The 26,630-nt window shown below is 71.7% G+C and carries 15 protein-coding genes, 2 tRNA genes and 1 pseudogene; 10 read left to right on the forward strand and 8 right to left on the reverse strand.

Going from position 1 to position 26,630, the window contains the following annotated elements; translation table 11 throughout:
* Window positions 1-118: 118 nt before the first annotated feature.
* The 3 genes from IF29_RS0113160 to IF29_RS0113170 all read right to left on the reverse strand — a co-directional run bounded on the left by IF29_RS0113160 (window position 119) and on the right by IF29_RS0113170 (window position 8,641).
* Window positions 119-1,102 carry a TauD/TfdA family dioxygenase gene (locus IF29_RS0113160; RefSeq protein WP_157623715.1) on the reverse strand — a complete coding sequence of 328 codons (984 nt, stop codon included), beginning with the start codon at window positions 1,100-1,102 and terminating at the stop codon, window positions 119-121.
* 133 nt (window positions 1,103-1,235) lie between these two features.
* Complete coding sequence (locus tag IF29_RS0113165) at window positions 1,236-1,991, reverse strand: SDR family NAD(P)-dependent oxidoreductase (protein WP_030253669.1); 756 nt, start codon at window positions 1,989-1,991, stop codon at window positions 1,236-1,238.
* Between the two features lie 323 nt (window positions 1,992-2,314).
* Window positions 2,315-8,641 carry a non-ribosomal peptide synthetase gene (locus IF29_RS0113170; RefSeq protein WP_030253671.1) on the reverse strand — a complete coding sequence of 2,109 codons (6,327 nt, stop codon included), beginning with the start codon at window positions 8,639-8,641 and terminating at the stop codon, window positions 2,315-2,317.
* Between the two features lie 257 nt (window positions 8,642-8,898).
* Between IF29_RS0113170 and IF29_RS0113175 the strand changes: the two genes are divergently transcribed.
* Both IF29_RS0113175 and IF29_RS0113180 read left to right on the forward strand, forming a co-directional pair.
* Complete coding sequence (locus IF29_RS0113175) at window positions 8,899-9,864, forward strand: glycoside hydrolase domain-containing protein (RefSeq protein ID WP_051725257.1); 966 nt, start codon at window positions 8,899-8,901, stop codon at window positions 9,862-9,864.
* Between the two features lie 167 nt (window positions 9,865-10,031).
* Window positions 10,032-11,714, forward strand: coding sequence for a long-chain fatty acid--CoA ligase (locus IF29_RS0113180; RefSeq protein ID WP_030253674.1), 1,683 nt, complete (start codon window positions 10,032-10,034; stop codon window positions 11,712-11,714).
* A gap of 27 nt (window positions 11,715-11,741) precedes the next feature.
* Here the strand turns inward: IF29_RS0113180 and IF29_RS0113185 are convergent, their stop codons facing one another.
* Entirely contained in the window at window positions 11,742-15,089 is a 3,348-nt protein-coding gene (locus IF29_RS0113185; protein WP_030253676.1) for a hybrid sensor histidine kinase/response regulator, read from the reverse strand.
* Window positions 15,090-15,315: 226 nt separating this feature from the next.
* Here IF29_RS0113185 and IF29_RS0113190 point away from each other — a divergent pair.
* Window positions 15,316-15,406: transfer RNA gene (locus IF29_RS0113190), tRNA-Ser, on the forward strand.
* A 54-nt stretch (window positions 15,407-15,460) separates the two neighbouring features.
* On the opposite strand, the gene IF29_RS0113195 is transcribed toward IF29_RS0113190, so the two are convergent.
* Window positions 15,461-15,937 (reverse strand): flavoprotein, encoded by a 477-nt coding sequence (locus tag IF29_RS0113195; RefSeq protein WP_332262536.1) that lies wholly within the window; start codon window positions 15,935-15,937, stop codon window positions 15,461-15,463.
* A gap of 194 nt (window positions 15,938-16,131) precedes the next feature.
* Here IF29_RS0113195 and IF29_RS0113200 point away from each other — a divergent pair.
* The 3 genes from IF29_RS0113200 (at window position 16,132) to IF29_RS0113210 (ending at window position 18,517) form a co-directional block, all read left to right on the forward strand.
* Window positions 16,132-16,204, forward strand: a tRNA-Arg gene (locus tag IF29_RS0113200).
* Between the two features lie 168 nt (window positions 16,205-16,372).
* Window positions 16,373-17,428, forward strand: coding sequence for a hypothetical protein (locus IF29_RS0113205; RefSeq protein ID WP_063757489.1), 1,056 nt, complete (start codon window positions 16,373-16,375; stop codon window positions 17,426-17,428).
* A gap of 108 nt (window positions 17,429-17,536) precedes the next feature.
* Complete coding sequence (locus tag IF29_RS0113210) at window positions 17,537-18,517, forward strand: alpha/beta fold hydrolase (RefSeq protein WP_157623717.1); 981 nt, start codon at window positions 17,537-17,539, stop codon at window positions 18,515-18,517.
* 9 nt (window positions 18,518-18,526) lie between these two features.
* Here the strand turns inward: IF29_RS0113210 and IF29_RS0113215 are convergent, their stop codons facing one another.
* The 3 genes and pseudogenes from IF29_RS0113215 to IF29_RS0113220 form a co-directional block, all read right to left on the reverse strand.
* The gene (locus IF29_RS0113215; protein ID WP_198037438.1) at window positions 18,527-20,137 is read right to left on the reverse strand and encodes a PKD domain-containing protein; all 1,611 of its coding nucleotides are present in this window, start codon (window positions 20,135-20,137) and stop codon (window positions 18,527-18,529) included.
* 405 nt (window positions 20,138-20,542) lie between these two features.
* A pseudogene (locus IF29_RS48965) lies at window positions 20,543-20,884 on the reverse strand (right-handed parallel beta-helix repeat-containing protein); the annotation flags it as partial.
* A gap of 523 nt (window positions 20,885-21,407) precedes the next feature.
* On the reverse strand, window positions 21,408-22,661 hold the full coding sequence (locus IF29_RS0113220) for an HNH endonuclease signature motif containing protein (protein ID WP_157623719.1): 1,254 nt from the start codon (window positions 22,659-22,661) through the stop codon (window positions 21,408-21,410).
* 409 nt (window positions 22,662-23,070) lie between these two features.
* Between IF29_RS0113220 and IF29_RS0113225 the strand changes: the two genes are divergently transcribed.
* The 4 genes from IF29_RS0113225 to mscL all read left to right on the forward strand — a co-directional run bounded on the left by IF29_RS0113225 (window position 23,071) and on the right by mscL (window position 26,625).
* The gene (locus IF29_RS0113225; RefSeq protein WP_332262537.1) at window positions 23,071-23,586 is read left to right on the forward strand and encodes a histone deacetylase; all 516 of its coding nucleotides are present in this window, start codon (window positions 23,071-23,073) and stop codon (window positions 23,584-23,586) included.
* Between the two features lie 148 nt (window positions 23,587-23,734).
* On the forward strand, window positions 23,735-24,259 hold the full coding sequence (locus tag IF29_RS0113230) for a MarR family winged helix-turn-helix transcriptional regulator (protein ID WP_084714089.1): 525 nt from the start codon (window positions 23,735-23,737) through the stop codon (window positions 24,257-24,259).
* Window positions 24,256-25,992: an MDR family MFS transporter gene (locus IF29_RS0113235; protein WP_030253690.1), complete on the forward strand. Its 1,737-nt coding sequence runs from the start codon at window positions 24,256-24,258 to the stop codon at window positions 25,990-25,992. Before IF29_RS0113230 ends, IF29_RS0113235 begins: the two co-directional genes overlap by 4 nt.
* Before the next feature lie 186 nt (window positions 25,993-26,178).
* Window positions 26,179-26,625 (forward strand): large conductance mechanosensitive channel protein MscL, encoded by a 447-nt coding sequence (gene mscL, locus IF29_RS0113240; protein WP_030253692.1) that lies wholly within the window; start codon window positions 26,179-26,181, stop codon window positions 26,623-26,625.
* Window positions 26,626-26,630: the final 5 nt, after the last annotated feature.

The following is a 26,630-nucleotide window of genomic DNA, read 5'->3' on the forward strand; positions in this document are numbered from 1 at the left end:
GATCTGTGCAACTGACGGGGGTAGGGGAGGAGCTGGTGCTGTGGGTCTGTCCTGTGGATCTGTGCCGTGGGGCTGTGCTCAGGGCTGGTGCTGCGGGGCTGGTGTGCCGGACTGCCGGCTAGAGCCGCACCCGCTGGAGCGGGTCGGCGCCGTGCGCGCCCAGGTCCCGGCTGACGATGATCTTGCGGAGCCACCGGTCGGTGCCGTCGTAGTGGGCGGTGAAGGAGTCGCGGGCGTGGGCCACGCTCCGGTTGTCGAGGATCAGCAGCGTGCCGGGGGCCGCCACCAGCGGTCGCCGCACCCGGTCCAGCTCGGACCGGAGCCGGGACAGCGCCCGCTCGGCCGCCGGGTCGTCCCCGAGGCAGCGCATGAACGGGACGTCCAGCCGGACGTGCGGGTTGGCCGGGTCGTCGAAGAGCACCGGGACCGACTTCGGCCGGTCGCGCATCGCGATCGCCCGCTCCAGGGCGGGGTCGCCCGGGGCCCGCAGTTCCAACTGCCGGATGTGCTCGTCGTCCGGGACGATGTGGAACCGGGGCTCCGACAGCACCTCCCGGTCGTACTCGCTCAGTTCGGCGTCGCGGACGGCGGCGACGAAGGTCGGCACCACGTCGATGTTGCGGATCCCGAACAGCAGCAGGTAGTCGGCGGAGTCGGGCCGGAAGGCGTCGTCGGTGTGGAAGGAGAGGAAGCCCTCGCTGCCGTGGCCGCTCTCGCGGCGCTCGTCGCCGCGGATCGGGAAGATGTCCTGGATCATCCGGCCGTACTGCAGCGTCGCCCAGGCGAAGGGGTCGCCGAGCGCGGAGCCGCACATGGCCAGGTAGATATCCGACTGCAGGGTGGCGGAGCACCCCTCGGGTCGCTCCCAGTGCATCGGGGTCGGACCGACCTCGGCGTCGTCGATCGGGAAGCCGTGCACCTGGCAGACGGTGGCGGCCGGGTCGTCGCGGAACTGCTCCAGGAAGCGGAGCAGCCGGGGCGGCAGCAGTTCCTGGGCCCGGTCGAACTTCCGGTAGAAGTCCGGCTCGATCGGCGAGATCCCGGTCTCGGTGAACTCCTGCACCCGGTCCAGGATGTCGTCTATCTCGGCCTCGTTCAGCATGTACGAGGGAACTCGTGAACCATTCGTGCACGGAGTGGAAACTTGACTGTATGTGAGCATGAGAATCTCCGGTGTCGTATGGGTGCTCAGTCGGATGCCCAGTCGGGTGCTCAGTCGGGTGCTCAGTCGGTGCTCAGCTGACGAGGGAGCCCTGCGGAACCGCCGCGCCGAAGTCGGATGTGGTGGAGCCGGCGATCTCGCCGCCGTCGATGACGAGTTCCTGGCCGGTCAGGAAGGCGGCCTCGGCCGAGGCCAGGTAGAAGAAGGCGGCCGCGATCTCCGCAGGTCGGGCGTGCCGCCCGGCGGGGATCCGCTCGTTCACCGCGGCGAGCATCTCCGGGCTGTACTCGGCCAGCTGCATGGGGGTCAGCACCGCGCCGGGGGAGACGCAGGCGACCCGCACCACGGGGCTCAGTTCCAGGGCGAAGGTGCGGCACAGCGCCGCGATGCCGGCCTTGGTGGCGTTGTAGTCGGCGTAGTGCGGGAAGCCGCGGTGGCCGTTGACGGAGGCGGTGGCCAGCAGCACGCCGCCGCCCTGGGCGACCATCCGGCGGGCCGAGGCCTGCCACAGGGCGAACACCCCCAGCAGGTTCACGTCCACCACCTGCCGGGCCTCGGCCCAGGTGGTTTCGAGCACGTGGTGGCGGATGCTGATGCCGGCGTTGGCGATCACGACGTCCAGGCGCCCGTGCTCGCGGTGGACACCGGCGACGGCCTCCTCCACGGCGGCCCAGTTGGCGACGTCGGTGGCCAGCCAGGTGACGCCCGGCGCGGCCGCGGCCGGCGGCCGGACGTCCAGGTTGTAGACCCGGTCGCCGGCCTCGGCGAAACGGGTGGCGGTGGCTGCGCCGATACCGCTGGACGCCCCGGATATCAGAACGACGCGCATGGCCGACTCCATTTCCCTGGGGATCTTTTTCGGGGGTGGTTTTTTCTTCTCCTTCATGCTGGCAGTCGCCCGGAGCCCGACCCAGGCAGCGTCCCGGCAATTCCCGTTTCGTTCCCGGCAATACCGTTCGGCAGGAACGGACGGCGCCGGAAGGGAATCTGCCGGGAACGAAACGGGAACGGGGCAGGAACGGGCCCCTGAGCGGGAACGGGAACGGGAACGAGGGCGGGAACAGGAACGGGAACGGGCCCCGGACACAGCAGAGCAGCCGGGCACCGTAACGGTGCCCGGCTGCTCTGCTGCCGTGGTTCAACTGCCGTGGTTCAGCCCTTGACTGTCGCCCCCGCCAGACGCTCGGCCGTGCGGCAGCGGAAGACGGTCCGGACGTCGGGAGCCGCCCCGAACTGCATGCCGAACCGAGCGCCGATCCGCCCGGCGAGCCGGAGCGCCCCGACGGAGTCCAGCCCGGCCGCGAACAGGTCCTCGTCCGGCGCCACCGCCCGACCGAGCAACTCCCCGGCCAGAGCGGCCACTTCCCGCACCCGACCGTCCTCCGGCAGCCCGCCGACCGGCTCCCCCGGGGCGGCGGCGAAGCCCGCCAGCAGCCCCTGCAACCGGTCCAGCAGCTGCCCCGCCTCCTCGGCGGAGACGGCCTCCGGCCGATGGTCGAGCGCCAGCAGCAGCCGCTCACCCGGTGCCGCGGTGAGCTTCAGCGCGTAGTGGTAGGCGTCGGTGCCGGACAGGCCGGTGATCCGCGGGCCGGCCCCGGGGGGCGTCGCCGGCCGGGTCTCGTCCTGCGGGTAGTTCTCGAAGACCATCGACGCGTCGTAGAGCGGGCCGAGGCCCGCGGCGCGCTGCACCGCCACCGCGCCCAGATGCGTGTGCGGAGCCAACTCCGCCTGCTGACGCGCCACCTGACGGAGCAGGCCGGTGACGGAGTCGGCGCCGTCCAGGCGCACCCGCACCGGGACCGTGCTCAGCAGCAGGCCGACCATCGACTCCACACCCGGCAGCTCCGGCGGACGGACCGAGACCGTCGCGCCGAAGACCACGTCACGTCGCCCGGTCGCCTCGCCCAGCAGTGCCGCGAAGGCCAGCTGGACCACGGTGTTGACGGTGGTTCCGCTGGAACGGGCCAGCCGGGTCAGCTGTTGCGTCAGTTGCTGCGGCAGTTCGGCCGTGCGCCGCTGCGGCAACGTGGGCAGCGCGGCCGCGTCGACCCCGGGCGCGACCAGCGTGGGGCCGTCCAGACCGGCCAGGGCCGCGGCCCAGGCCGCCGCGGCGGCCGGACGGTCCTGCCCGGCCAGCCAGGCGTGGTACGGCCGGACCGGCTCCGCCGCTGCGGCCGGCGCCGTGCCGGCGACCAGCGCACTCAACTCGCCCACCAGCAGCGGCAGCGACCAGCCGTCCACCAGAATGTGATGCAGCGTCAACACGAGTCGGCACCGGTCCGCCGCCAACCGCAGCAGGGTCCCGCGCAGCAGCGGAGCCGCCTCGGGGTCGAAGCGGCGCAGCCGGTCCTCGGCCAGGAACGCGACCGCTGCCCCCTCGTCCACCGCCAGCTCGCTCCAGGGGAGGCGGACGCCTTCGACGATCAGCTGCACCGGGTTCCCGGACCCGTCGGACCGGAAGGCGGCGCGCAGCGAGGCGTGCCGGTCGACCAGCGTCTGGCAGGCCCGGTGCAGCGCCTCGCCGTCCACCGGTCCCTCCAGGTCCAGCACCAGCTGCATCTGGTAGACGTCGGGCACCTCCGGACGGTAGCGGTTGTGGAAGAGCAGGCCCTCCTGCATCGGGGTCAGCGGCCAGACGTCGCTCACCCGTCGGTCCTGCGCGGACTCCGCGGCCTCGAAGCCCTCCAGTTCCGACTGGCCAAGGACGGCCGGCAGCACGTCGGACGGCGTCAGCCCGCCGGCCTGGGCGGATCCGGCGTGGACGGCCAGCTCGCGCAGCGCGTCCAGCCAGGCGGCGCCGAGGTCCTGTGCCTCCTGCTCCGGGAGCAGTGCGTCCGGCCAGGTCAGCTGCAACTGCAGGACCGGACCGGCGGGCGAGTCCGCCGCGGCCGCGGTCACCTCCAGCGGGTGCGCCAACGACAGCTGCGGATGCGCCATCGGACCCAGCTCGGCGCTCTCCGGTGCCGGACCCCAGGTGTTGGCTGTCAGGGCACCGGCCTTCACCGTGCCGCTGCGGCCCAGGTAGTTGAAGCCGATCTGCGGCTGTGGCAGCGCGGCCAGCACCGGCGCCGTCTCCGGGTTCAGCCGGCGCAGCAGCCCGTAGCCGATCCCGTGGTCGGGCAGCGCACGCAGCTGCTCCTTCACCCGCTTCAACGCCGCGCCGGGCCCGACCGCCCCGCCGTCGCCGTCGGGGCCGTCAGCGCCCGGATCCAGCCGGACCGGGCGCAGGTCGGTGAACCAGCCGACGGTACGGGACAGGTCCGAGCCCGGGTCACCGGCACCGATCTCCTGCCGGCCGTGGCCCTCCAGATCCACCAGCAGACCCGGACCCGGAGCCGGAGCCGGACCCCGAGCCGGACCCGGAGCCGGACCCGGAGCCGGACCCGGAGCCGGAGCGCCCGCCGCCGCCTCCTCCCGACCCGTGGGCCGCCAACGCTGCACCGCCAGCGCCAACCCGGTGAGCAGCACCTCCTCCACACCCGACCGGTACGCCGTGGGCAGCGCGCTGAGCAGCGGCCCGGCCTGCTCCGGCGGCAGTGTCCAGGAGAGCGACCGGGCGCTGCCGTTCACGTCGGTGGCGGGGTCCAGCGCCCGGGCCGTCAGCGGAGCGTCCCCGCTGGTCAGAAGCCTCTGCCAGAACGGAAGTTCGGCGACCCGGGACGGATCGGCGGCCGCCTCGGCGAGTTGGTGCGCCCAGGTGCGCAGCGAGGTGCCCACCGGGGCGAGGACTGGTGCGACGCCGCGGACGGCGGCCTCCCAGGCCTGGCGCAGATCCGGTACCAGGGTGCGCCAGGAGACCTCGTCCACGGCCAGGTGGTGCGCGACCAGCAGCAGCCGCCCCTCCGCCGGTCCCGCGTCGAACCACACGACGCGCAGCAACTGCCGCAGTTCCGGGTCGAGTTCACCGCGTGAGCGGGCGGTCTCGGTCGCGATCAGGGCGGTCAGGGCGTCTTGGTCGAGCCCCTCGGCGGCCACCCGGCGCACGCAGTCCCAGGCCCGCAGCGCCCCGGCCGGCGCGACATCGAGCGTCCAGCCGACCCGGTCCCTGTCGGGGACGGCTGCCCGGAGCCGGAGGGCGTCGTGCCGGTCGAGCAGCGCCTGCACCGCGGTCGTCAGCCGGTCGGTCCCCAGGGCGGACGGCACCGTCAGCAGGGTCGCCTGGGCGAAGTCGTGCTTGGGCCCCGAGTGTTCGGCCAGCCAGTGCATGATCGGGGTGGCCGGCAGCGCTCCGGTGCCCGCGTCGGCAGCCTCGGTCTCGACCGGCGCCGCCGTCCCGGCGATCCGGGCCAGCGCCGCCACCGTCCGGTGGGTGAACACGTCCTTGGGCGTGAACGGCAGCTCGGCCTGGCGGGCCCTGGCCACCAGCTGGATCGAGGTGATCGAGTCGCCGCCGAGCTCGAAGAAGCTGTCCTCGGCCCCGACGGAGTGCTGGTCCGCCTCGGCGCCGTAGAGCACCTCGGCGAACAGCCGGGCCAGCTCGGTCTCGGTCGGTCCCATCGGCGGCCGCCCGGCGGCGACGGTGGTGGCGACCGGCGCGGGCAGCGCCTTGCGGTCCAACTTGCCGTTGGGGGTCAGCGGGAGCTCGGCCAGGTCGACCAGGATCGAGGGGATCATGTAGTCGGGCAGGGTGGCGGCCGCGTGGGCCAGCAACCCGGCCCGGTCCAGCTCCGCCCCCGGCTCCGCGACCACGTAGCCCACCAGCTGCTTGGCGCCGCCGGCCGTCTCCCGCACCACGACCGCGGCCTGGGCCACCGAGGGGTGCCGGGTCAGCGCCGTCTGGATCTCGCCCAGCTCGATCCGCTGGCCGCGCAGTTTGACCTGCCCGTCGGTGCGGCCGAGGTAGTCGAGCTCGCCGTCCTCGGTCCAGCGCACCACGTCGCCGGTCCGGTACATCCGGCTGCCCGGCTCCCCGTACGGGTCGGCGACGAAGCGCTCCGCGGTGAGCCCGGGCCGGCCCAGGTAGCCGTCGGCCAGCTGCCGCCCGGCCAGGTACAGCTCGCCCGCGACGCCGGGCGGCACCGGGCGCAGCGCCTCGTCGAGGACGTAGGTCCGGGAGTTCCAGATCGGCCGTCCGATGGTGACCGGGGCGTTCTCCGCCGCCAGGGTGAGGTCGTCGCCGCCGGTGATCGAGACCGCGGCCTCGGTGGGCCCGTAGAGGTTGTGCAGTTCGGCGTCGAACCCGGCCCGGAAGCGGTCGCGGGTCTCCGGCGACAGCGCCTCGCCGCAGCAGATCACCTGACGCAGGCTCCGGCACCGATCGGCGTCCGCCTCCAGCAGGAAGGCCTGCAGCATGGAGGGGACGAACTGCACCGTGGTGACCGACTCGCGTTCGATCAGCCCGGTGAGGTAGGCCGGATCGCGGTGGCCGCCCGGGGCGGCTATCACCAGCGTGGCCCCGGTCTGCAGCGGCCAGAGCAGTTCCCAGAACGAGGTGTCGAAGCCCGCGGAGGTCTTCAGCAGCACCCGGTCCCGGCCGTCCAGCGCGAACCGGTTCTGCATCCAGCGCAGGTTGTTGACGATCGCCCGGTGCGGGACGACCACGCCCTTCGGCCGTCCGGTCGAGCCGGAGGTGAACAGCAGGTAGGCGGCGTCACCGGGCAGCGGCCCGCGCCGCCCGGCGCCCTCGCCCGCCCCGGGGACGCCGCCGTCGGCCGGGGCGACCGGCAGCGGCGCGTCGAGCAGCAGCAGCGGCAGTGCGCCCGGCAGCGCCGCGGCCACCTGACCGTTCGTCACCACCAGTGCGGGGCTCGCGTCCTCCATGATCCAGCCGATGCGCTCGGCCGGGTAGTCGGGGTCGACGGGGAGGTAGGTCGCGCCCGCCTCCAGCACCGCGTGCAGCGCCACGACCAGCTCGACCGACCGGTGGAGGGCGACGGCCACCCGGTCGCCTGCGCCCACCCCCCGTGCGCGCAGCACGAACACCAGCTGCTCGACGCGTTCCGCGAACTCGGCATAGCTCAGCTCCTTCCCGTCGAAGACGGCAGCGGTGGCCTGCGGGGTGCGTGCCACCTGGGCTCGGAAGAGGTCCGGCAGCGTCAGCTGCTCCGGCAGCTGCTGCTCGGTGTCGTTCCACTTGGACAGCACCTGCTCCAGCTCGTCCTCGGCCAGCAGCGGGATCCGGCCGACGAGCGTCGCGGGTTCGGTCGCGAAGACCGTCAGCAGCGAGCGCAGCCGGCCGAGCAGCCGGTCGGCGTCCAGCGCGTCGAAGAGGTCGGTCTGGTGGCTGAGCGCGAGCCGCAGCGAACGGCCGACGCCGGCGGTGAGGTTGAGGGGGTAGTGGGTGGAGCCGGTCGCTGTGCCGTTCTGCTCGCCGGCGTCGGCGAGGAAGCGCACCGCGGTGCCGTCGACCCGGAAGGCTGCGTCGGTCGGCGTGTCGGTGTCGGTGGCGGTGTCGGGGCCGGCGGCACCGGACGGCGCGTTGACGAAGGCGACCGTGCTGTCGTAGAGGTCGCCGAGGCCGACCCGGCGCTGGATCTCCGACAGGCCCAGGTGGTGGTGCGGCTCCAGCTCCGCCTGCTCGTGCTGGATCCGCGACAGCAGCTCGGTCAGCGTCTCGTTGGGATCCATCAGCACCCGCACCGGGGCGGCCCCGATCAGCAGGCCGACGATCTCCTCCACCCCGTCCAGCTCCGGCGGCCGACCGGAGACGGTCTGGCCGAAGGCGACGTCCGAGGTGCCGGTCAGTCCGGCCAGCAGCAGCGCCCACGCCCCCTGGACCACGGTGTTGACGGTCAGTCCCGCAGCCCGTGCCGTGCGGCGCAGCGCCGCCGTCAGCTCCTCGGACAGGTCGGCCGTGGCGAGCCGGGGCAGCGCCTGCGGGCCACGGCCCGCCGTCCGCCCGCGCGCCACCAGCGTGGGCGTCTCGAATCCGGCGAAGGCCGAGGCCCAGGCGTCCCCGGCGGCCTCCCGGTCCTGCGCCTCCAGCCAGGCCAGGTACCGCCGGAACGGCACCACCGGTGCCAGCTCGGCGGGGTCGGCCCCGGGGCGGCAGAGCGCGAACAGCTCCTGCAGCACCTGCTGGAACGACCAGGCGTCCAGCAGGATGTGATGGTAGGTGAGCACCAGGACGCGCCGCTGCTCCGCGAGGCGCAGCACCCCGGCCCGCAGCAGCGGGGGACGGGCCAGGTCGAACCGCCGGGCGCGCTCGTCCGTCCGGTAGCGGTCGAGCTCCCGTCGCTGCGCCGCCTCGTCCAGCCCCCGCAGGTCCGCCTCCTGCCAGGGAAGCTCCACCGACCGGCTGATCAACTGCACCGGCTCGCCGGACTTGCGCAGCTGGAACCCGGCCCGCAGCACCGCGTGCCGGGCCAGCAGCCGCTCCAGGGCGCCGCGCAGCTCCGCCTCGCCGAGGGGTCCACGCAGGTCGAAGGCCACCTGGACGGTGTAGGCGTCCACTCCCTCGTCCTCGTAGAGCGCATGGAACAGCATTCCGTGCTGCAGAGGGGTCAACGGCAGGGCGGCTTCCAGACGGGACTGCGTCATCTCGGGACTCCAAGGGGGCAGCGTCGTGACATCACCCCCGGATCGTCGCGCCGGAGGGCCGCCGGTCCCAGGAATCCATGCGGCAACTCGACCGGAAGGTTCGCGCCGCCGTGCCGAACGGGCACGGCCGCGGACGTCAGGTCCGTTCGGGCGGCAGCCGCGTTACTGTGGCGTGGCTTATCCGAATAAATGGGATATTACGGTCACGATCGCATGTGACTACTCTCCGTACGGCGGTCGATGCCGCCTCCGCTTCCGTGTCCTCCGTAGTCCTCGGCGTGATCCTCTCCCTCGGCTGTCTGGCCACCACCTGCACCGGCGCCGTGGCGGACCCGGCCACCCGGGACTCCGGTCTGCTCGCACAGGTCCGGCTGTCCGACCTGGAGGCGGTCGCGGTACCGCGCCTCGCCGAGCTGAGCGACGACGCCGTCATGGCGGCCCCGCTCGCCGCACCTCTTGCCGCACCCCTCACGACCCCCTTCGCCGTACCCGCCGCCGTCCGGGCCCGGAGGATCTTCCGGGGCCAGGCCTTCGACACCTGCGCCGCCCCCGGCCTCGGCACCCTCCGGGCCTGGCGGCACGACTCCCCGTACGGCGCCCTCGGCATCTACATCGGCGGCCGGAACCGCGCCTGCGCCCAGCCCCAGCTCAGCGCGGGCTGGACCCGGTCGGCGAGCTCGATGGGATGGGGTCTGCTGCCGCTCTACGTCGGCCTCCAGTCCCCGTGCATCAGCACCGGCCGCTCGGCCAGGATGAGCCCGGGCAGCGCCGCGAGCCAGGGCGGCGCCGAGGGCCGGGACGCCGTGAACCGCGCCAGGGACCTGGCCATCCGGCCCGGCAGCCCGATCTACCTCGACATGGAGACCTACGACCGCGACAGCGACCGCTGCACCCGGGCCGTGCTCCAGTACACCGCCGCCTGGACGCACGCGGTGCACGCGGCCGGCTACCTGTCCGGCTTCTACAGCAGCGCCGACAGCGGCGTCGCCGACCTGGCCTGTGGCGCCGCAGGCCGGCGGATCTCCGAGCTGCCGGACATCGTCTGGTACGCCCGCTGGGACGGCCGGAACGACACCAGCGGTTACAACGCGCTGGACTCCGGCGAGTGGGTGTACCACCAGCGGGTGCACCAGTTCGTCGGCAACACCTCCGAGAGCCACGGCGGGGTCCGGATCAACATCGACCGCAACGCGGTGGACGCACCGGTCGCCGTGGTGGGCTGACCACCGCCGTCCCTCACGGATGCCGGATGCCGGATGCCGGATGCCGGCTCCCGACCGCTGCGGAGTAGGTGCCCGCTACTGACAGGACGGCTGGTGAGCGACACAATCACCACTCGTACCCGCCACTACTGAGTGGTAGGCAGCACGTACGGTCAAGGAGGACCCAGGTGCTCAGCACGATGCAGGACGTCCCGCTCACCATCGGCCGCATCCTCGCCCACGGGGAGACCTTCCACGGCCGTTCCACCGTCGCCACCTGGGACGGCGAGAAGGCCGTGGCCAGCAGCTTCGCCGAGGTCGGCGCCCGCGCCGCACAGCTCGCCAACGCGCTGCGCGACGAACTGGGGGTCACCGGCGACCAGCGGGTGGCCACCCTGATGTGGAACAACACCGAGCACCAGGAGGCGTACCTCGCCGTCCCCTCCATGGGCGCCGTGCTGCACACCCTCAACCTGCGGCTGCCCCCGCAGCAGCTGGCCTTCATCATCAACCACGCCGCCGACCACACCATCATCGCCAACTGCACCGTGCTGCCGCTGCTCGCCCCGTTGCTGCCGAAGCTGAACCCGACGCTGCGTCACATCGTGGTCGTCGGCGAGGGCGACCTGGCGCCGCTGGACGGCTTCAGCGGCGGGGTGCACCGCTACGAGGAGCTGATCGCCGACCGCTCCACCGTCTTCCCGCACCCGACCGGTCTGGACGAACGCACCGCCGGCGCGCTCTGCTACACCTCCGGCACCACCGGGGACCCCAAGGGCGTCGCCTACTCGCACCGCTCCATGTACCTGCACTCCATGCAGGTGCTCTCGGCCGAGAGCTTCGGACTGACCAGCGCCGACAAGGTGCTCCCGGTCGTGCCGATGTTCCACGTCAACGCCTGGGGCATCCCGTACGCCGCCTTCATGGCCGGGACCTCGCTGCTGATGCCGGACCGCTTCCTGCAGCCGCAGCCGCTTGCCGCGATGATCACCGCCGAGCACCCCACCTTCAGCGCCGCCGTCCCCACCATCTGGACCGGCCTGCTGGACGAGCTCGACGCCCACCCGGGGGCCTACGACACCAGCACCCTGAGCCGGGTCGTCATCGGCGGCTCCGCCTGCCCGCCCGCGCTGATGAAGGCCTTCGAGGACCGCTACGGGATCAATGTCATTCACGCCTGGGGGATGACCGAGACCTCCCCGCTCGGCAGCGTCTCGCACCCGCCGGCCGGGCTCGGCCCCGAGGAGACCTGGCGCTACCGGCTCACCCAGGGCCGCTTCCCGGCCTCGGTCGAGCCCCGCCTGATCGGCCCGGACGGCACCGCCCTGCCGCACGACGGCGAGTCCGCCGGCGAGCTGGAGGTCCGCGGCCCGTGGATCGCCGCCGCCTACTACGGCGGTGAGGGCAAGGACGCAGCCTTGGAAACACTGGAGACGGGGGAGAAGTTCAGCGAGGACGGCTGGCTGCGCACCGGCGACGTCGGCACCATCAGCCCCGACGGCTTCCTCACCCTCACCGACCGGGCCAAGGACGTGATCAAGTCCGGCGGCGAGTGGATCTCGTCCGTGGAGCTGGAGAACCAGCTGATGGCCCACCCGGACGTGCTGGAGGCCGCCGTGGTCGCCGTCCCCGACGAGAAGTGGGGCGAGCGGCCGCTGGCCACGGTGGTGCTGCGGCCCGGCACCGGCACCGGCCTGGCCGAGCTGCGCGCCTTCCTCGCCGACCGGGTGGCCCACTGGCAGCTGCCGGAGCGCTGGTCGATCGTCGAGTCGGTGCCCAAGACCTCGGTCGGCAAGTTCGACAAGAAGGTGATCAGGAAGTCCTACGCCGAGGGCGAGCTGGACGTGACCAACCTCCGCAAGGGCGAGTAGGCACTCCCGGGCCCTGCTCCTGCCCTCCTACTGTCCGAGGCTGCCGATCTTCCCCAGCAGATCCACTATCCGGGCCTGCACCTCGGCACTGGTCGAGCGCTCCGCGAGGAACAGCACCGTCTCGCCGGAGCGCAGACCGGAACTCTCCGCGGGTCCGTCCACCGAGGTGTAGACGACCAGCGGGGTGCGGTGCAGCTGGTTGCTGCCGCGCAGCCAGTCCACGATGCCCACCCGGCGGCGGCGGATCAGCATCAGGTCCATCACCACCAGGTTCGGCTGGACGCTGCCGGCCTTCTCCACCGCGTCGTTCTCGCTCAGCGCGTGCACCACGTGCATGCCGCGCCGCTCCAGGGTCGCGGTGAACGCCGCCGCGATGTCCGGGTCCTGCTCGACCAGCAGCACCCGCGGCGCGTGCCGCTCACTGTCGCGCGGCGCCAGGGCGCGCAGCAGCACGGCCGGGTCGGCGCCGTACGCGGCCTCCCGGGTCGCCTGCCCGAGACCGGCCGTCACCAGCACCGGCACATTGGCGTCCCCGGCCGCAGAGCGCAGCGACTGCAGCGCCGTCCGGGTGATCGGTCCGGTCAGCGGGTCCACGAACAGGGCCGCAGGGAACCCGGCGACCTGTCCCTCGACCTCCTCGCGGGTACGGACGATGACCGGACGGTAGCCGCGGTCCTGCAGCGCCTGGCGGGTGGAGGGGTCGGGCTCGGGCCAGACCAGCAGCCGGCGCGGCCGCCCGTCCGCGGCGGGGGCGACCATGGTCGGGTAGTCGGCCCCGGCGATGAACTCCAGCCGACTCTCGGTACCGGCGGCCTCGTCCGCGCCCTGGTCCGCCTGGTCCGGGCCGGCTTCGAGCGCGCGCGAGTCCGGGGACGGCGCCAGGGCCGCGCTGCCACCGCCGACCGTTCCGCCACCACCGTCCGGGCCGAACCGCCCGCCGAACGGTGCCGCCGCCGGCACCGGCTGCAGCGCCGCCGGACCGGAGGCGGCCTGCGGCTGCGGCGCCTGGGACTGCTGGGCCGGCGCGGGGGCCTGCGACGGCACCGGCACCGGCTCCAGCTCCAACGGCGCCGAGGCGGCTGCACCCTGGTTTGCTGCATCCTGATTCGCACGGCCGTCATCGGTGCCCGGAGGCATGGCCAGACGTCGCCGCCGGCCGCCGCTCGGCGCGGGCAGCTCGGCGACAGCGGCCGGGGCCGGGGTGTCGAGCCTGGCCCCGGCGGGCGGAAGGGCGTGTTCGAGTCCCGGGTAGACAGGTCCGCCGATCAGCCCGGGAAACCCATTGGTCCCCGTCCCCTGCGACTGACCCTGATTCTGGACCTGCCCCTGCCCCTGGGCCCGACGCTCCTCCTCCTCGCGCTGCTGCCGCCCGGCCGCCTGCTGAGCCTCCGTCACCGCACGCGGCGGCCGGACCACCTCGGGCGCCGGCAACGCCCTGCGCCGCCGCGAGCGGTCTATCCCCTCAGCAGGTGTCTCCGACCCGGCACTGCCACTGCCACCATTACCGGCACCGCCGCCGGCACCACCACCAGTGCTGTCACCGCCGCCCGTACTGCGCTCCGGGGCCCGCCCCGGCAGGCTCTCGTCACTGCGCCGCGCAGCCGGCAGCGCCGCTCCGACGCCCGCTCCGGGAGCCTCCTGCGGCTGGGGCCCGCCCATCCCGGGGAGCTCCGGCAGCATCGCCGTGTCGTTCTCCTTCGGCCGGTCCGCCGTCCGCGCCGCAGCGGCGGCACGCTCGGCCGCCTCCTGCGCGGTCGCCGGGTCCAGCGGGAGCTCCACCACATAGGTGCGGCCCTGCTTGCCCGGGAGCTCGTGCGACTGCAGCACGCCGCCGTGCCGCTCCACCATGCCCCGAGCTATCGGCAGGTGCACCGGGCTGCCGCCCGCACTCGGCCCGCGCACCTCGATCCGTGCCACCGAGCCGCGCTGCGCCGCCGCTATCACCACGGTCGGGCCCTGCGCCGGCGTCCCGGTCAGCCCGGAGGCCACCCCCACGGCCATCCCGTACAGGCCGGCGTTGCTCCCCGAGGAAGCCTCGGCGGGGCTGTCCGCGGCCGAGGCCACGTCCGCGATCAGATGTCCCAGGGCCTGCGCCAGCCGCTCCTGGTCGGCGATCACCTCGACCTCGGACGGATGCACCGCGAACCGCACCCGGTCCTCGCCGACCAGCTCGGTCGCGGCCGCGACCGCACGCCGGACCACCTGGTCCAGCCCGATCGGCCGACGGTCCAGGGTCTCCCGTCCGGCGTCCAGCGCGGCGTCGAAGCGCTGGTACGACAGCACCCCGTCGACCAGCCGCGAGCTGCGCGAGATGTCGGCGGCCAGCCGCCGCAGCACCCAGTTGGCCTCCGGCCACAGCTGCCCGGCCGGGTCCGCGGCCAGCTTCTCCAGGGTGGTCTGAAGCCGTGTCAGCGGCTCCTTCAGCTCCTCCTCCAGCACGGCGGTGAGGTGCTTGTGCCGCGCGGCCAGGGCCAGGTAGGCGCTGCGGTCGGTGAACGTCATCACCGCGCCGACCAGCTGGTCCCCGTCCCGCACCGGGGCCGTGGACAGTTCCACGCTCACCGGGCGGCCGTCCTTGCGCCACAGCACCGCGGTGCGCACCCGGTGCTTGCGGCCCGAGGCGAGGGTGTCCGCCAGCGGCGACTCCTCGGCGGGCTGCGGGGTGCCGTCCGGCTTGGAGTGCTGGACCAGCGGCAGCAGCTCCTGGCCGCCGAGCTCACTGGCCCGGTAGCCGAGGATGTGCGCGGCCGCCGGATTGACCAGCACCACCCGGCCGTCGATGTCCACGCCGAGCACGCCCTCGGCGGCGGCGCGCAGGATCATCTCGGTCTGCTTGTGCTGGCGCCGCAGCTCGGCCTCGACCTCCAGCCGTCCCGAGAGGTCCCGCACCACGATCAGCAGCAGCTGCCGGTCGGCCGGACGGCCACTGCCGCCGCCGCTCGCGCCGTACCCGTAGCGGGACACGCCGCCGTAGGAGTCGTAGGGGCCGTAGCCGTCCCTGCTGCTGTTCTCGCCCAGCCCGCCGCCGAGCAGGCCGTCGTCCTCGAACTCGTTGCCGGACACCTCGACGGGGAAGACCGTCCCGTCGGTCCGCCGTGCCGACATCCGCACCGGCGCGCCGTCGTCCTCCTCGGCGCCGTCCTCGCCCCGGGTGCGCGGGCGCATCGAGCCCGGGATCCGGCTCGGGTCGAACTCCGGGAGCAGGTCGAGCACGCCCATGCCCACCAGCGAACTGCCCGGGGCCTGCAGCGTGCGCACGGCTGCGGCATTCGCGTCCACCACGGTGCCGTTGCTGTTCACCAGCAGCAAGGCGTCCGGAAGCGCGTCGAGTATGGCTGCGAGGCGAGCAGTGCCTCGGGTCGGCCTGCTGCTCACAACGAGCCGTCCTCCCTAGCTGAACATCCCTGCCGCACCGGCCCGGTCCGCCGCTGCGTCGGCTGACCTCCCCCAGGCTCACCAGCAAGCACTATCCCACACTCATTTTTGCGATTGCGGCGATCCGCCTAGTAACGTGGTCTCCGGTTAGCCGCAGCCCGCGTGGCTGTGGCATCATCCATGCAGACGGCCGTGATCGCCAGTAGGCGTGTCACGTCCCACGCAGGGAGGCTTCGCCTAGTCCGGTCTATGGCGCCGCACTGCTAATGCGGTTTGGGCCTTCAAGCCCATCGAGGGTTCAAATCCCTCAGCCTCCGCGTGACGAGGGCCCTTCGCTTCGGCGAGGGGCCCTCTCTGCATCTCGCCCCGCATCACTTCGGCAGGGCTTCCAGCGCCAGCCCCCAGGGAAATCCCCCGTCCTCGGATCCACACCGGATCTGCACGTCCACCCCGGCCTCCCGCAGCGCGTCCAGGCTGCGCCCGAAGACCCGGTTCCCCGCGAGCGCGTCGCCGACGGACGGGAGCACCACCACCGGCAGCCCGAGCCCGGTCGCCTCGGCGAACGAGCCCAGCGCGTAGTTGTCGACGATGCCGGCCGCCCACTTGTTGATGGTGTTGTACGTCGCCGGAGCGACCACCACCGCGTCCGCCGCCGGCTGCCGCTTGGCCTCGCCCGGCCGCCGGTACTCGCTGAACACCGGCCACCCGGTCTGTGCCTCGACCGCCGCCACGTCGAGGAACGCCACCGCCGCCGGGGTGGCCAGCACGCAGACCTCCCACCCCTCGTCGATCGCCGCCCCGATCAGCTCCCCGACCCCGGGCGCCGGCGCGGCAGCGCAAACGATCACGTACAGAACCCGCGAACCACGGCCACCACTCATCCGCCGATTCCAGCGCGCCACGCCGCAGCCCGCAACCCCGTCCCCGGCCGCAGCCCAGGTCAGGGCCCCCGATAACTCGATTTCACCCGAGGCCGGGGCTCGTGTAATGTAGTCATCGCAAGGCAGCGGGGCGAACGAAAAACGCCCGGAAGCCGCGCAAGGCGCTCATAGCTCAACGGATAGAGCACTTGACTACGGATCAAGAGGTTGCAGGTTCGAATCCTGCTGAGCGCACAGTACGAAGGCCCTCCGGCCCGGAGCTTGACTCCGGATCAGGGGGCCTTTCGCATGGCCCGGGCCGGTCGGACCGTGATCGGCCCGCCGACCCCTGCGGAACCCTGCTCGCAGGCGGTGCGTTGAACCGGCCGACCCGAATCGGGGGCTCCAGGGCGGGGGAGGTCCATGGCAGTTCGTTCAGCGGTGGCCGGCATCGACGCGGACGACCCGGGGACGCGCCGGACCAGGCGGCTGGTGCGGATCGCCGACGGGGCCGTCAGCCTGCAGTGGCTGGCGATCACCGGGATCAGCACGGTGCTCGTCACCCGCGGCTACCTGAGCGCCACCGGCTACCCGCAGGTCGGGAACGGCACCCTGCACATCGCCCACGCGCTCTGGGGCGGACTGCTGATGCTGGCGGCGATCGCGGTCGCCCTGGTGTACGCAGGAGCGGACTCGCGGGCCTGGACGGTGCTGCTCGGCGGCGCGGGCCTGGGCCTGTTCGCCGACGAGATCGGCAAGTACCTGACCCGCACCGACGACTACTTCTACCGACCCGCCGCAGCCATCATCTACCTGCTCTTCGCCCTACTGCTGGTGCTGGCCTCGCTGCTGGAGCGGGGAACCGTCGACGACGGCGACGCCCGACTGGGTGAGGCGGCGCACATCGCGGCGACCGGACTGGTCTCAGGGCTCGGTGCGGAGCGTCGCAGCCGGGCGATGGCCGCGCTGGAGGGCCGTGCGGACCCGGCCGGCCTCGCCGTGCTCCGCCTGCTGGAACTGGCACCCGAGCGGAGGCCCGGGGTGCTCCGGCGGATCCGGCGCGGCCTCGAAGCACGGGCCCGGCGGCTGGCCGACCGGCGCGGGGCGGGAGAGGTGGTGGCGGTGCTGCTGTTCCTGTCCCACCTGGTCGTGGCCATCGTCTTCCTCGTCCAGGCCTGCCTGCTCGGCGCCGGGGAGCACCTCGCCCCCGGCACCGAGGACTGGGCGGTGGTCGCCGAGGCGGGGACACGCAGTGTCTCGCTGCTACTGGTCTCGGTCGGGCTCATCCGGTGGCGGGCCGATCGCCAGTCGGCCTACCGGTGGTTCCGCGCGGCGCTGCTGGTCGACCTGCTCATCACCCAGGTCCTCAACTTCAGCGACAGCCAGTTCCGCGCGGTGGCGGAACTGCCGTACCAACTGGTCCTGCTGGCCTTCGTGACCTATTGGCTGCGGTCGGCGGCGGCTGCGGGGAGGCAGTAACTGCCGTGTGCCCTGGCACGGTTCGTCATCGGAGCCAATAATGTGTCGCCGAGTGGTCGTCGTACGTACATGCTGAACTACGTACATGCCGAACCAGGGGGTAGGCGTATGCAGCGCGGAACACGGAACCGGGGCCGAGGTCGCTCCCTGACTCGTTGTGCGGCAGCGGTCTCGGGCATCGCCCTGATCGCCGCAGCCTGTTGCACCGTACCCGCAGCGGCGGCGGCGACCCCGGGTGCCGGTGCGGCCGCCGCATCGATCTCGGCCCCGGCTCCGGACATCCTGACCGCGCCGACGCTCATCGCATCCACAGCCAAGGGGGACGTCGCCTACCGCACGGTGGGCCACGGCCGACCGCTCCTGCTGATCATGGGTTACGGCGGCTCGATGGACGACTGGGCCCCTTCGTTCGTCGACGCCCTCGCCGCCCACTTCCGCGTCATCGTCTTCGACAACGCCGGGGTCGGTCAGACCAGTGCCCTGCCCGCGCCCTTGGACGTTCCGGCGATGGCCGAGCAGACCAGCGCGTTGATCTCCTCGCTGCGACTGCACAGGCCGACCGTGCTCGGCTGGTCCATGGGCGGCATGATCGCCCAGGCGCTGGCCGTACGGCACCCGGGGCAGGTCGGACGCCTCGTCCTGGCCGCCACCCAGGCCGGCACCGGCATGGCCTTGCCCATCCCCGCTGCCGCGGCTGCCGCGCTGAACAGTCCGAACCCGGCAGTGGTGCTCTCGGTACTCTTCCCGGCCGACCAGCTGGCCGCACTACGGGCCTACGCCGCCCAGATCACCCAGTACCCGAACTTCTACGCAGCACCCAGCACCGTGAAGGCCGAGCAGACCGCCGCCATCCAGGAGTGGATGGCCGGCGACGATCCAGTGGGCCATCGGTTGAACCGGATCCACGTGCCCACCCTGGTCGCTGACGGCACGGAGGACGCCCTGAACCCGGCAGCCAATGCCGTCCTCCTGGCGCACGGCATTCCCCGCTCACGCCTCCTGCTCGACCCGGACGCCGGCCACGCCTTCCTCTTCCAGGACGCAGCCACCTTCGTCCCAGCCGTGACCCACTTCGCGAACGGGGCCTGAAGCCGGTCCTCACCGTCCGACCGCGTAGTAGCCCTCGAGGTCGGCGATGACGTCGACGGTGCCGTAGGCGTTGTGGACGGTGATGTAGCCGTTGCTGTTGACCGGGACGGTGACCAGGGCTGGACGGGTCTGGCCCGGTGTGAGGTCGAGGTTGGAGGCAATGGGCAGGGACCCGCTGCCGAAGGCGGTGAGGTAGGTGGCTCGAGTGCTGCCGGTGCCGGTCAGGTTGACGGTGACAGCGCCGATCCCTGCCGGGACCCCCTGTACCCCGGTGACCTTGATGCGTAGATCGGCGCCGGCACCGAGGTGCCTGCTGCCCACCCGGGTGTCGACCAGACGGGTGGGTGCCGTGGGAACGTACGCGGCGCCTGCAGGACTGCTGCTGAAGTAGCCCTGGACGTCGGCGATGAGGGCCGTCCGGCCGAGACGGTTGAACAGCCTGATCGAGCGTGAGGAGTCGACGGGGAGGACCACTGCGTTGGAGGTGGTCTGGCCGGCCTTGAGATTGAGGTCGGAGACGTTCGGCAGCGCGCCGGCGCCGGGGTAGGCGGTGATGAAGCCGTCGGTGGTGGGTGAGGCCGCAGTCACGTTCACGATCACGGCGGTGGCATCAAGCGGAACTGTGCCTGCTGGCAGGGCCACGACGGTGGTGCTTCCCGGGCCTGCGGGCTGCTCGGGCGCGCCGGTACCGTTCCGGGTGTCCAGGATGCGGGTCGGGACGACAGGGGTGAACAGGCCGCCGTCCGTGCCCTGACCGGACTGCGTCGAAGGGCTGGTGGAGTAGTAGCCCTGCACATCGGCGATGAGGTCGATCCTGCCGGAGGCGTTGTAGAGGTCGACGTAGCCGTCTGCGCCGACCGGGACGGTCACGAGATTGGGATCGGTCTCCCCGGACTTGACATTGAGGTCGGAGCTCTGGGGCCGGGGGCTGCCGTCGGGGTAGGCGACGACCCAGTCGGCGCTGGTCGGGTTGGTGCCGGTGACGTTCATGGTGACAGCGGCCACACCGGCGGTCGGGATGCCGTTCGCCCCGGCGATCTTGAGGCGGAGCACAGATCCCGGGCCGACCTTGGCTTTCGGCGCGCCGGTGCCGACGCGTGTGTCCAGGACCCGGATTGGTGTGACCGGTACCAGTGTCGAGCCCACGGTCAGTTGGTGAGTGATCGTCAGTTTCTGTTGCGCCTCGTCGGTGACGTACAGAGTGGCGGTGTAGGTGCCCGGCGCGGGATAGGTGTGGACAAGACTCATGTCCGAATCGCCCTCGGCGGGCTGACTGCCGTCGCCGAAGACGACCATCATGTCGAGGATGCCCCAGGGACTCGCCGCTTGGGCCTTCAGATCGGCTGTGAGCCGGGTGGAGCCGGTCAACTTCAGCGATGCGGTGAGCGGCCCAGGTGCGTTGACCTGTACGTGACCGCTTCCGGGGGCGGTTCGCTCGGTTCCGTCCGGCAGGGTGGCCGTCACCGTGAGGGGATAGCCACCCTGTGGGCCGACCTGGGTGTAGGTGTGTGTTGCCGTGGGCTTCGACGAGGTCACCGGGGTGCTGCCGTCGCCGAAGTCGAAGGTGTAGGCGATACCGGTCGTGGACCAGGGGTTGGTGACGTAGGTGGTGGCGGTCACGCGCAGAGGTGTCGGTCCTTGCCGTGAGTCTGCGCCCGGGATCGCGAGGTGGAGCGGATTCTGGAACTCGTAGGCTCCACGGTCGACCGTGCCGGTTCCCGTCCCGGTGTTCGGGACCAGGGAGTCGTCGACGCGTGGGTTCCCATGGATGTCGGTCGGCGTCTCTCCTGGGGCGTCAGCGTCGCCGGAGTCGATCAGTCCTGAACCTTCGGAGGGGACTGGAGTGGCGCTGGCGCCGGAGGCGTCGTGACGACCCTGGCCGGTGCCGGCAGCGAAGGCGGCAACGGAGGTGTAGGCGGTGCTGCCCCAGACGTACGCAGGGTGGGACGCATCCGAAAGCGAGACGACGTTGTAGTCGGCGGAGTCGGAGGAGACGCTGATCCTGGTCCCGTTGTCGGGAGAGGAGAAAACCGTGTTCTCTATGGAGCCCGTCGAGGTTCCGGAGACGGTGATTCCGACACCACCCCTGGTCTGCACACTGTCACCAGCCAGGATCAGGCCTGTCGTGCCGTCAGCAGTGACCCCGCCGCCGGTGGCGCTGTTGGTGACGGCACAGCTCGCAATGGTGACGAACGAAGCTCCAGAGGCCACCTTGACGGCGTCTCCCGTCGAACTGCTGTCGAAGGCGGTGTCCGTGAGGCTCACATGCGACGAAGCGCCGTCGATGTCCACCGCGTCGACGGGCGATGCGGTCGCTCCCCAGGAAAACGTGCTTCGTGTGACGGTGATGTGCTGTGAGCCCTGCACGTTGAGTGGCGTGTGACCGGAATCGCCAATTGTCAGGTTGTCCAGCGTTATGTACTGGGCGTTACTGATGATCAGCAGAGGACCGTCTGAGGCAGCTCCCGCGCTGAGGCTCCCGCCGGTGAACGTATGGGTTGCTCAGCGGTGCCTGACCGATTGACCACCACTGGCTTCGTCAGGCCCAGATCGCCCCCGTGCACTGTCTGGCCGGGCTGGACGACGTCCGCTGCCGCCTGCAGGGTGCAGAACGGCACAGCCGAACTGCCCGGCCCTGTGTTACTGCAACCGCTGACGGAGCGGACGTAGAGATCTGTGGCCAAGCCGTCAGCGTGGGCGGTGGTGGTCGCACCGAGGCCGCCGAAGAGCAGGGCGATGGCGATGGTGCCTATGAGCGCACGTGGGCGCGGCATGTTCGTCCCCCCGGGCGCGGAGGAGCGCGTGCAATGCGCTACTACTTCGCACCAGTGATTCGCATGAAGATCCTGTGAGCGCTGACAGTATCGGTACGGAGCTGACGGCGTCACGCCTAAGTGGCGGGCACGGGTTGGTCGGTGTAGGTGTGGCCGGTGGGGGCGGTCCAGGTGACGTTGCCGGTGTGGTGGTTGTAGCGGGTGTGCCAGCCGGCGCGGTGTTTGGTGAGGTGGTGTCGGCGGCAGAGCGGGATGAGGTTGTCGGGGGTGGTCAGCCCTCCGCTGTGCGGCTTGGTTTGGTTGAAGGGGGTGACGTGGTCCAGGTCGCAGCGTCGGGAGGGGCGGGTGCAGCCGGGGAAGCGGCAGTGGGGGTCGCGGGCGATCACGTGGCGGGTGACCTCGGTGGTGGGGCGGTAGGTGGTGGGGTCGGTTTTGAGGACCTGGCCGGTGGTGGGGTGGGTGAGCAGGCGGCGCCAGATGCTGCCGGGGCGGGTGGCCAGGGTGCGGGCCTGGGCGGCGGTGATGGGGCCGTGGCCCTGGAGGTCGGCGGGGTGGTCGGCGGTGCCGATCAGGGCGTCGAACGGGACGGTGACCACGATCGTGGCGGTGGTGGAACTTGTCGCGGTTCCGGAGACAAGTTCCACCAGCGCGTCGGCGCAGCGTTGAGGCAGGGTGCGGCCGTCGGCGTCGAGGGTGTGGGCGTGGGCGGTGACGGCGGCGTCGACCAGGGCGGCGTCGCCTGCCGTCAGCAGGGCGCCGTACCAGGCCATGCCCTCGGGGTGGGCCTGAAGGGTGGTGCGCCGGTCCTCCTGGGCGCGGGTGTGGCGCTGCTCGGCGCCGGCCGGGTCGGCCTTGATCACCGCGCGGCTGATGGCCTTGCGCGCCGCACCCACCGTCTGGGTCGGCAGCTTGGGCAGCACCAGGGCTTCCACCTGGGTGGCGGTCTCGTCGTCGAGGGCGGCGGTGTGTTCCAGCAGGGCCTTGAGGTGCATGATCTGCACCTGCCCCTGGGCCAGCAGCCCCAGCGCGGCCGGGAAGCGGGCAGTGAGCTGCTGGGCCTCGACCAGGCGCCCCCGGGCGGTGTCCGGGGAGATCCGCAGCGCACAGGCCACCTGCTCCTGGGTCTCCAGGAAATCCCCCAACGCATCCGGCCGTCCGGGGATGCAGGTCAGCGGCTGCTCCTGCAGTCCGGCGAGCATGGCGATCTGGACGGCCTCCAGCCAGCACCGCGCCCGTGCGACCGCCACCAGCGCATCGATCCGCCCGGCCGCCGAGAGTGCCGCGCCCTCCAGGTCGGCGATCCCGGCCACACTCTCCGCCCCCGGCACCGACCGCGCCAACCCCGCCGCCAGCGCATCCCCGTCCTCCAACCAGCCCACCACAACCACCCCCTCCAGGTAATCCGTACACCCCTGATTCTATCCTGACCCACCGTCAAAACCGTCACCGATAGGGCCCCTGAACTGCACGAACGGTTGCGCATCGAACTCCCGCACGCCCCCCGAGCCTGCGCCCGAACCTGTCTCCAAAACCGGGACAGGACCGTCGCCGGCATGGTCCGACGGCGCGCTGAGCATGATCCAGGGGGTGATCACACCCCGCAGGCCGGAGCGAGCCACTGGATGTGCCGCGACCGCGCGCAATGTCTGGTACGCCGCATACGGGTCGAACATGCATCTTGATCGACTGAACTACTACCTCTCGGGCGGACGGCCCCCTGGCAGCAGGCGTACGTACCCCGGATGCCGTGACCGGCGTCCTCCGCGGCAGACGGTCCCGGTGCTGCTGCCCGGTCGGCTCTACTTCGCGCTGGAGTCCATGGCCTGGACCGGTGGCATGGGCTTCTACGATCCCCTGGACGAAGGGGAGATGCCTGCCCGGGCCTACCTCCTGACGGCCTCGCAGTTCGCTGACATCGCTGCTCAGGAGATGTACGAGACCCCCGGCGAGGACCTCGACCTGAGTGCGGTGCTCATCGCTGGACGGGCGAGTCTCGGCGACGGGCGGTACCAGACGCTCGTCTGCCCGGGGGTGCTGGACGGCTGCCCGGTGCTGACGTTCACTGCTCCCTGGCGCAGCGCCGAGGCGCCGCTGAACAAGCCGTCGGCTGCGTATCTGCGCAATCTGGCCTCGGGGCTCCGGGAGTCCCACGGCTGGACGCGCGAGAAGATCGCCGACTACCTCGCCGGACGGCCTGGCGCCGAGGGCGAGTGGGACGCGGCCGACATCGCGGCCCTGCTGGACGGCAACGGCGACCGGACGGGCATGCCGGACAGGCATGTAGGAGGGAATTAAACGATGCCGTGTACAGTTACTTGCTGGAGACAAGCAATTAAGTGGCGACCAGCAGCATCCGGGAGGGACCGCCATGGAACGGACAGTGACCGCGACAGCAACGGCGGCACCAGCGTCGACACCGGCATCGACACCGGCATCGGCACCGATGCAGCCGGGGGGCACCGCCACCGCGGCGGAGGCCGCGCTCGCGCTCGGTGACGAGGTCAGCCGGTTCACGCGACTGATCCACGCGTGGAAGCTCCGGGCCCGGGAGGACAACGGCGGCGGGGACCGCCTGCTGCTCGCGCGCCTGGTGAACTACGGTCCGCGACGGGCCACCGACCTCGCGGCCGAGACGCTGCTGGACCTGTCCACGGTGAGCCGGCAGGTCCGCTCGCTGGTCGACCGGGGCCTGGTCGAGCGCACTCCCGACCCCGAGGACCGCCGCGGCACGCTGCTGTCGGCCTCCGAGGCCGGCGTGCTCGCCTTCCAGCACTACCGGGACCTGCGCAACCAGCGGCTGGCCCGGCTGCTCGAGGCCTGGACGGCCGAGGACCGCTACGAGCTGGTCCGGCTGTTCGGACGCCTCAACGACGACTTCGCAGAGAACCACCACGAACTCTTCGGCGGAACGCTCGGGGCCACCGCCCCGACGGCGTCCGCCGCGGCACGGCAAGGAGAGCCCAAGTGAGCAGTAGCAGCAGCAGCGGGGGGACGGCGGTCGCGTCGCCGGAGCCCATACCCGCACCGGGCGGGCTGAGTCACCGCCAGATCATGACCATCCTCAGCGGTCTGATGATCGGCATGTTCCTGGCCGCCCTCGACCAGACCATCGTCAGCACCGCGATCCGGACCATCGCCGACGACCTGCACGGCCTCAGCCAGCAGGCCTGGACCACCACGGCCTACCTGATCACCTCGACCATCGCCACGCCGCTCTACGGCAAGCTCTCCGACATGCACGGCCGCAAGCCGTACTTCCTCGCGGCCATCAGCATCTTCGTGACCGGCTCGATCGCCTGTACCTTCGCCACCTCGATGATCGAGCTGGCCGCGTTCCGCGCCTTCCAGGGCCTGGGCGCCGGTGGTCTGATGTCGCTCGCGCTGGCGATCATCGGCGACATCGTGCCGCCGCGCGAGCGGGCCCGCTACCAGGGCTACATCCTCGCCGTGTTCGCCACCTCCAGCGTGCTGGGCCCGCTGGTCGGCGGTTTCCTGGCCGGTCAGAGCACCATCCTCGGCATCGCCGGCTGGCGCTGGGTGTTCCTGGTGAACGTGCCGATCGGCATGGTCGCGCTGGTCGTGGTCGCCAAGGTGCTCAACGTCCCGCACACCCGCCGCAACCACCGGATCGACTGGTGGGGCGCGGTCACCATCGCCCTGGGCGTCGTCCCGCTGCTGCTGGTCGCCGAACAGGGGCAGACCTGGGGCTGGCTCTCCGGCCGGTCGCTGGCCTGCTACGTCATCGGCGTGGCCGGCGTGGTCGCCTGGATCCTGGTGGAGCGCCGGATGGGCGACGCCGCGCTGATCCCGATGCGGCTGTTCGGCAACAAGGTCTTCAGCCAGACCAGCGTGCTGTCGGTGCTGGTGGGCATGGGGATGTTCGGCGGGATGCTGATGATCCCGCAGTACCTGCAGATCGTGAAGGGCGCGTCGCCGACCAAGTCCGGTCTGCTGATGCTGCCGCTGATGCTGGGCATGATGTCCGCCTCGATCGCCACCGGTCAGCTCACCGCCCGCACCGGCCGCTACAAGATCTTCCCGGTGATCGGCACCGCACTCCTGGTCGTCGCCATGCTGCTGTTCCACTTCGAGGTGCAGTGGAACACCCCGCTGATGGAGACCATGGTCTTCATGCTGCTCTTCGGCATCGGCCTGGGCCTCACCATGCAGACGCTGACCCTGTCGGTGCAGAACGCCGTCCCGGCGAAGGACATGGGCGTGGCCACCGCCTCGTCCACCTTCTTCCGCCAGCTCGGCGCCACCGCCGGTACCGCGATCTTCCTGTCGGTGCTGTTCAGTACCGTCGGCGACAAGATCAACAACGCCTTCACGGCCGCGGCGAAGACCCCGCAGTTCCAGCAGGCGCTGAACAACCCCGCCGTCGCGGGGAAGGCCGGCAACCAGCCGGTGGTGCAGATGATCCAGCACCCGGGCTCCAGCGGCGGCGGTGCCTCGGTGCTGAGCGACTCCTCGTTCATCCAGAAGCTGGACGACGTGTTCGCGGCCCCGTTCAAGCAGGGCTTCGCCGACTCTATGCACCTGGTGTTCCTGCTCGGCGCCGGTGTGATGGTGCTGGCCTTCGTGCTCGTGCTCTTCATCAAGGAGGTGCCGCTGCGCAGCGTCTCCGGCATCCAGGCCCAGGCGCAGGCCGCGGCCGCGGCGATGGAGAAGGCAGCGGCGAAGGAAGCTGACGCCTCGTAGGACCGCTCGTAGGAGTGTCCGACGCGTGAACGGCCCCACCGTGAGGTGGGGCCGTTCGCATGTTCGGGGTCAAACCTGGGAGGGTGTGGCCCGCGCCAGTTCCCCTGTCCCAACCCCCCCGTCAGACCCCCCAGTCCCAGCCCCCAGTCCCAGTCGCTGGCGCCGGACAGTACGGAGAAGAGAACCATGAAGGGTTTCCGCAGTTTCCTGCTGCGCGGGAACGTCGTCGACCTCGCGGTCGGCATCGTGATCGGTGCGGCCTTCACGGCCGTGGTGAACGGGTTCGTCACCGCGTTCCTGACGCCGATCGTCGGCCTGATCACCAACTCGACGGGTGACTACAGCAAGAAGACCTTCAACGTCAGCGGGGTCACCTTCCCGTACGGCGCCCTGGTCTCCGCCCTGATCAGCTTTGTGCTGATAGCGATCGTCGTCTACTACTTCGTCGTCATGCCGATCAACCGGCTGCACGAGCGCTTCTTCCCGGCGAAGGAGCCCGACGTCCACACCAAGGACTGCCCGGAGTGCCTGAGCACGGTTCCGGCCGCTGCGACCCGCTGCTCCTTCTGCACCATCCCGCTGACGGTCCAGGTCGAGATGCCCAAGCAGTTCCCGCAGAACCCGCAGTACTGACGTCA

Origin of the sequence: Streptacidiphilus jeojiense, from assembly GCF_000719095.1 — a bacterium.
GTDB lineage: Bacteria > Actinomycetota > Actinomycetes > Streptomycetales > Streptomycetaceae > Streptacidiphilus > Streptacidiphilus jeojiensis.

Bases quoted from the DNA above. Each gene is read 5' to 3' on its own strand.
- IF29_RS0113160 (WP_157623715.1), bottom strand. From the start codon at position 1,102: ATGCTGAACGAGGCCGAGATAGACGACATCCTGGACCGGGTGCAGGAG.
- IF29_RS0113165 (WP_030253669.1), bottom strand. From the start codon at position 1,991: ATGCGCGTCGTTCTGATATCCGGGGCGTCCAGCGGTATCGGCGCAGCC.
- IF29_RS0113170 (WP_030253671.1), bottom strand. From the start codon at position 8,641: ATGACGCAGTCCCGTCTGGAAGCCGCCCTGCCGTTGACCCCTCTGCAG.
- IF29_RS0113205 (WP_063757489.1), top strand. From the start codon at position 16,373: ATGGCAGTTCGTTCAGCGGTGGCCGGCATCGACGCGGACGACCCGGGG.
- IF29_RS0113210 (WP_157623717.1), top strand. From the start codon at position 17,537: ATGCAGCGCGGAACACGGAACCGGGGCCGAGGTCGCTCCCTGACTCGT.
- IF29_RS0113230 (WP_084714089.1), top strand. From the start codon at position 23,735: ATGCAGCCGGGGGGCACCGCCACCGCGGCGGAGGCCGCGCTCGCGCTC.
- mscL (WP_030253692.1), top strand. From the start codon at position 26,179: ATGAAGGGTTTCCGCAGTTTCCTGCTGCGCGGGAACGTCGTCGACCTC.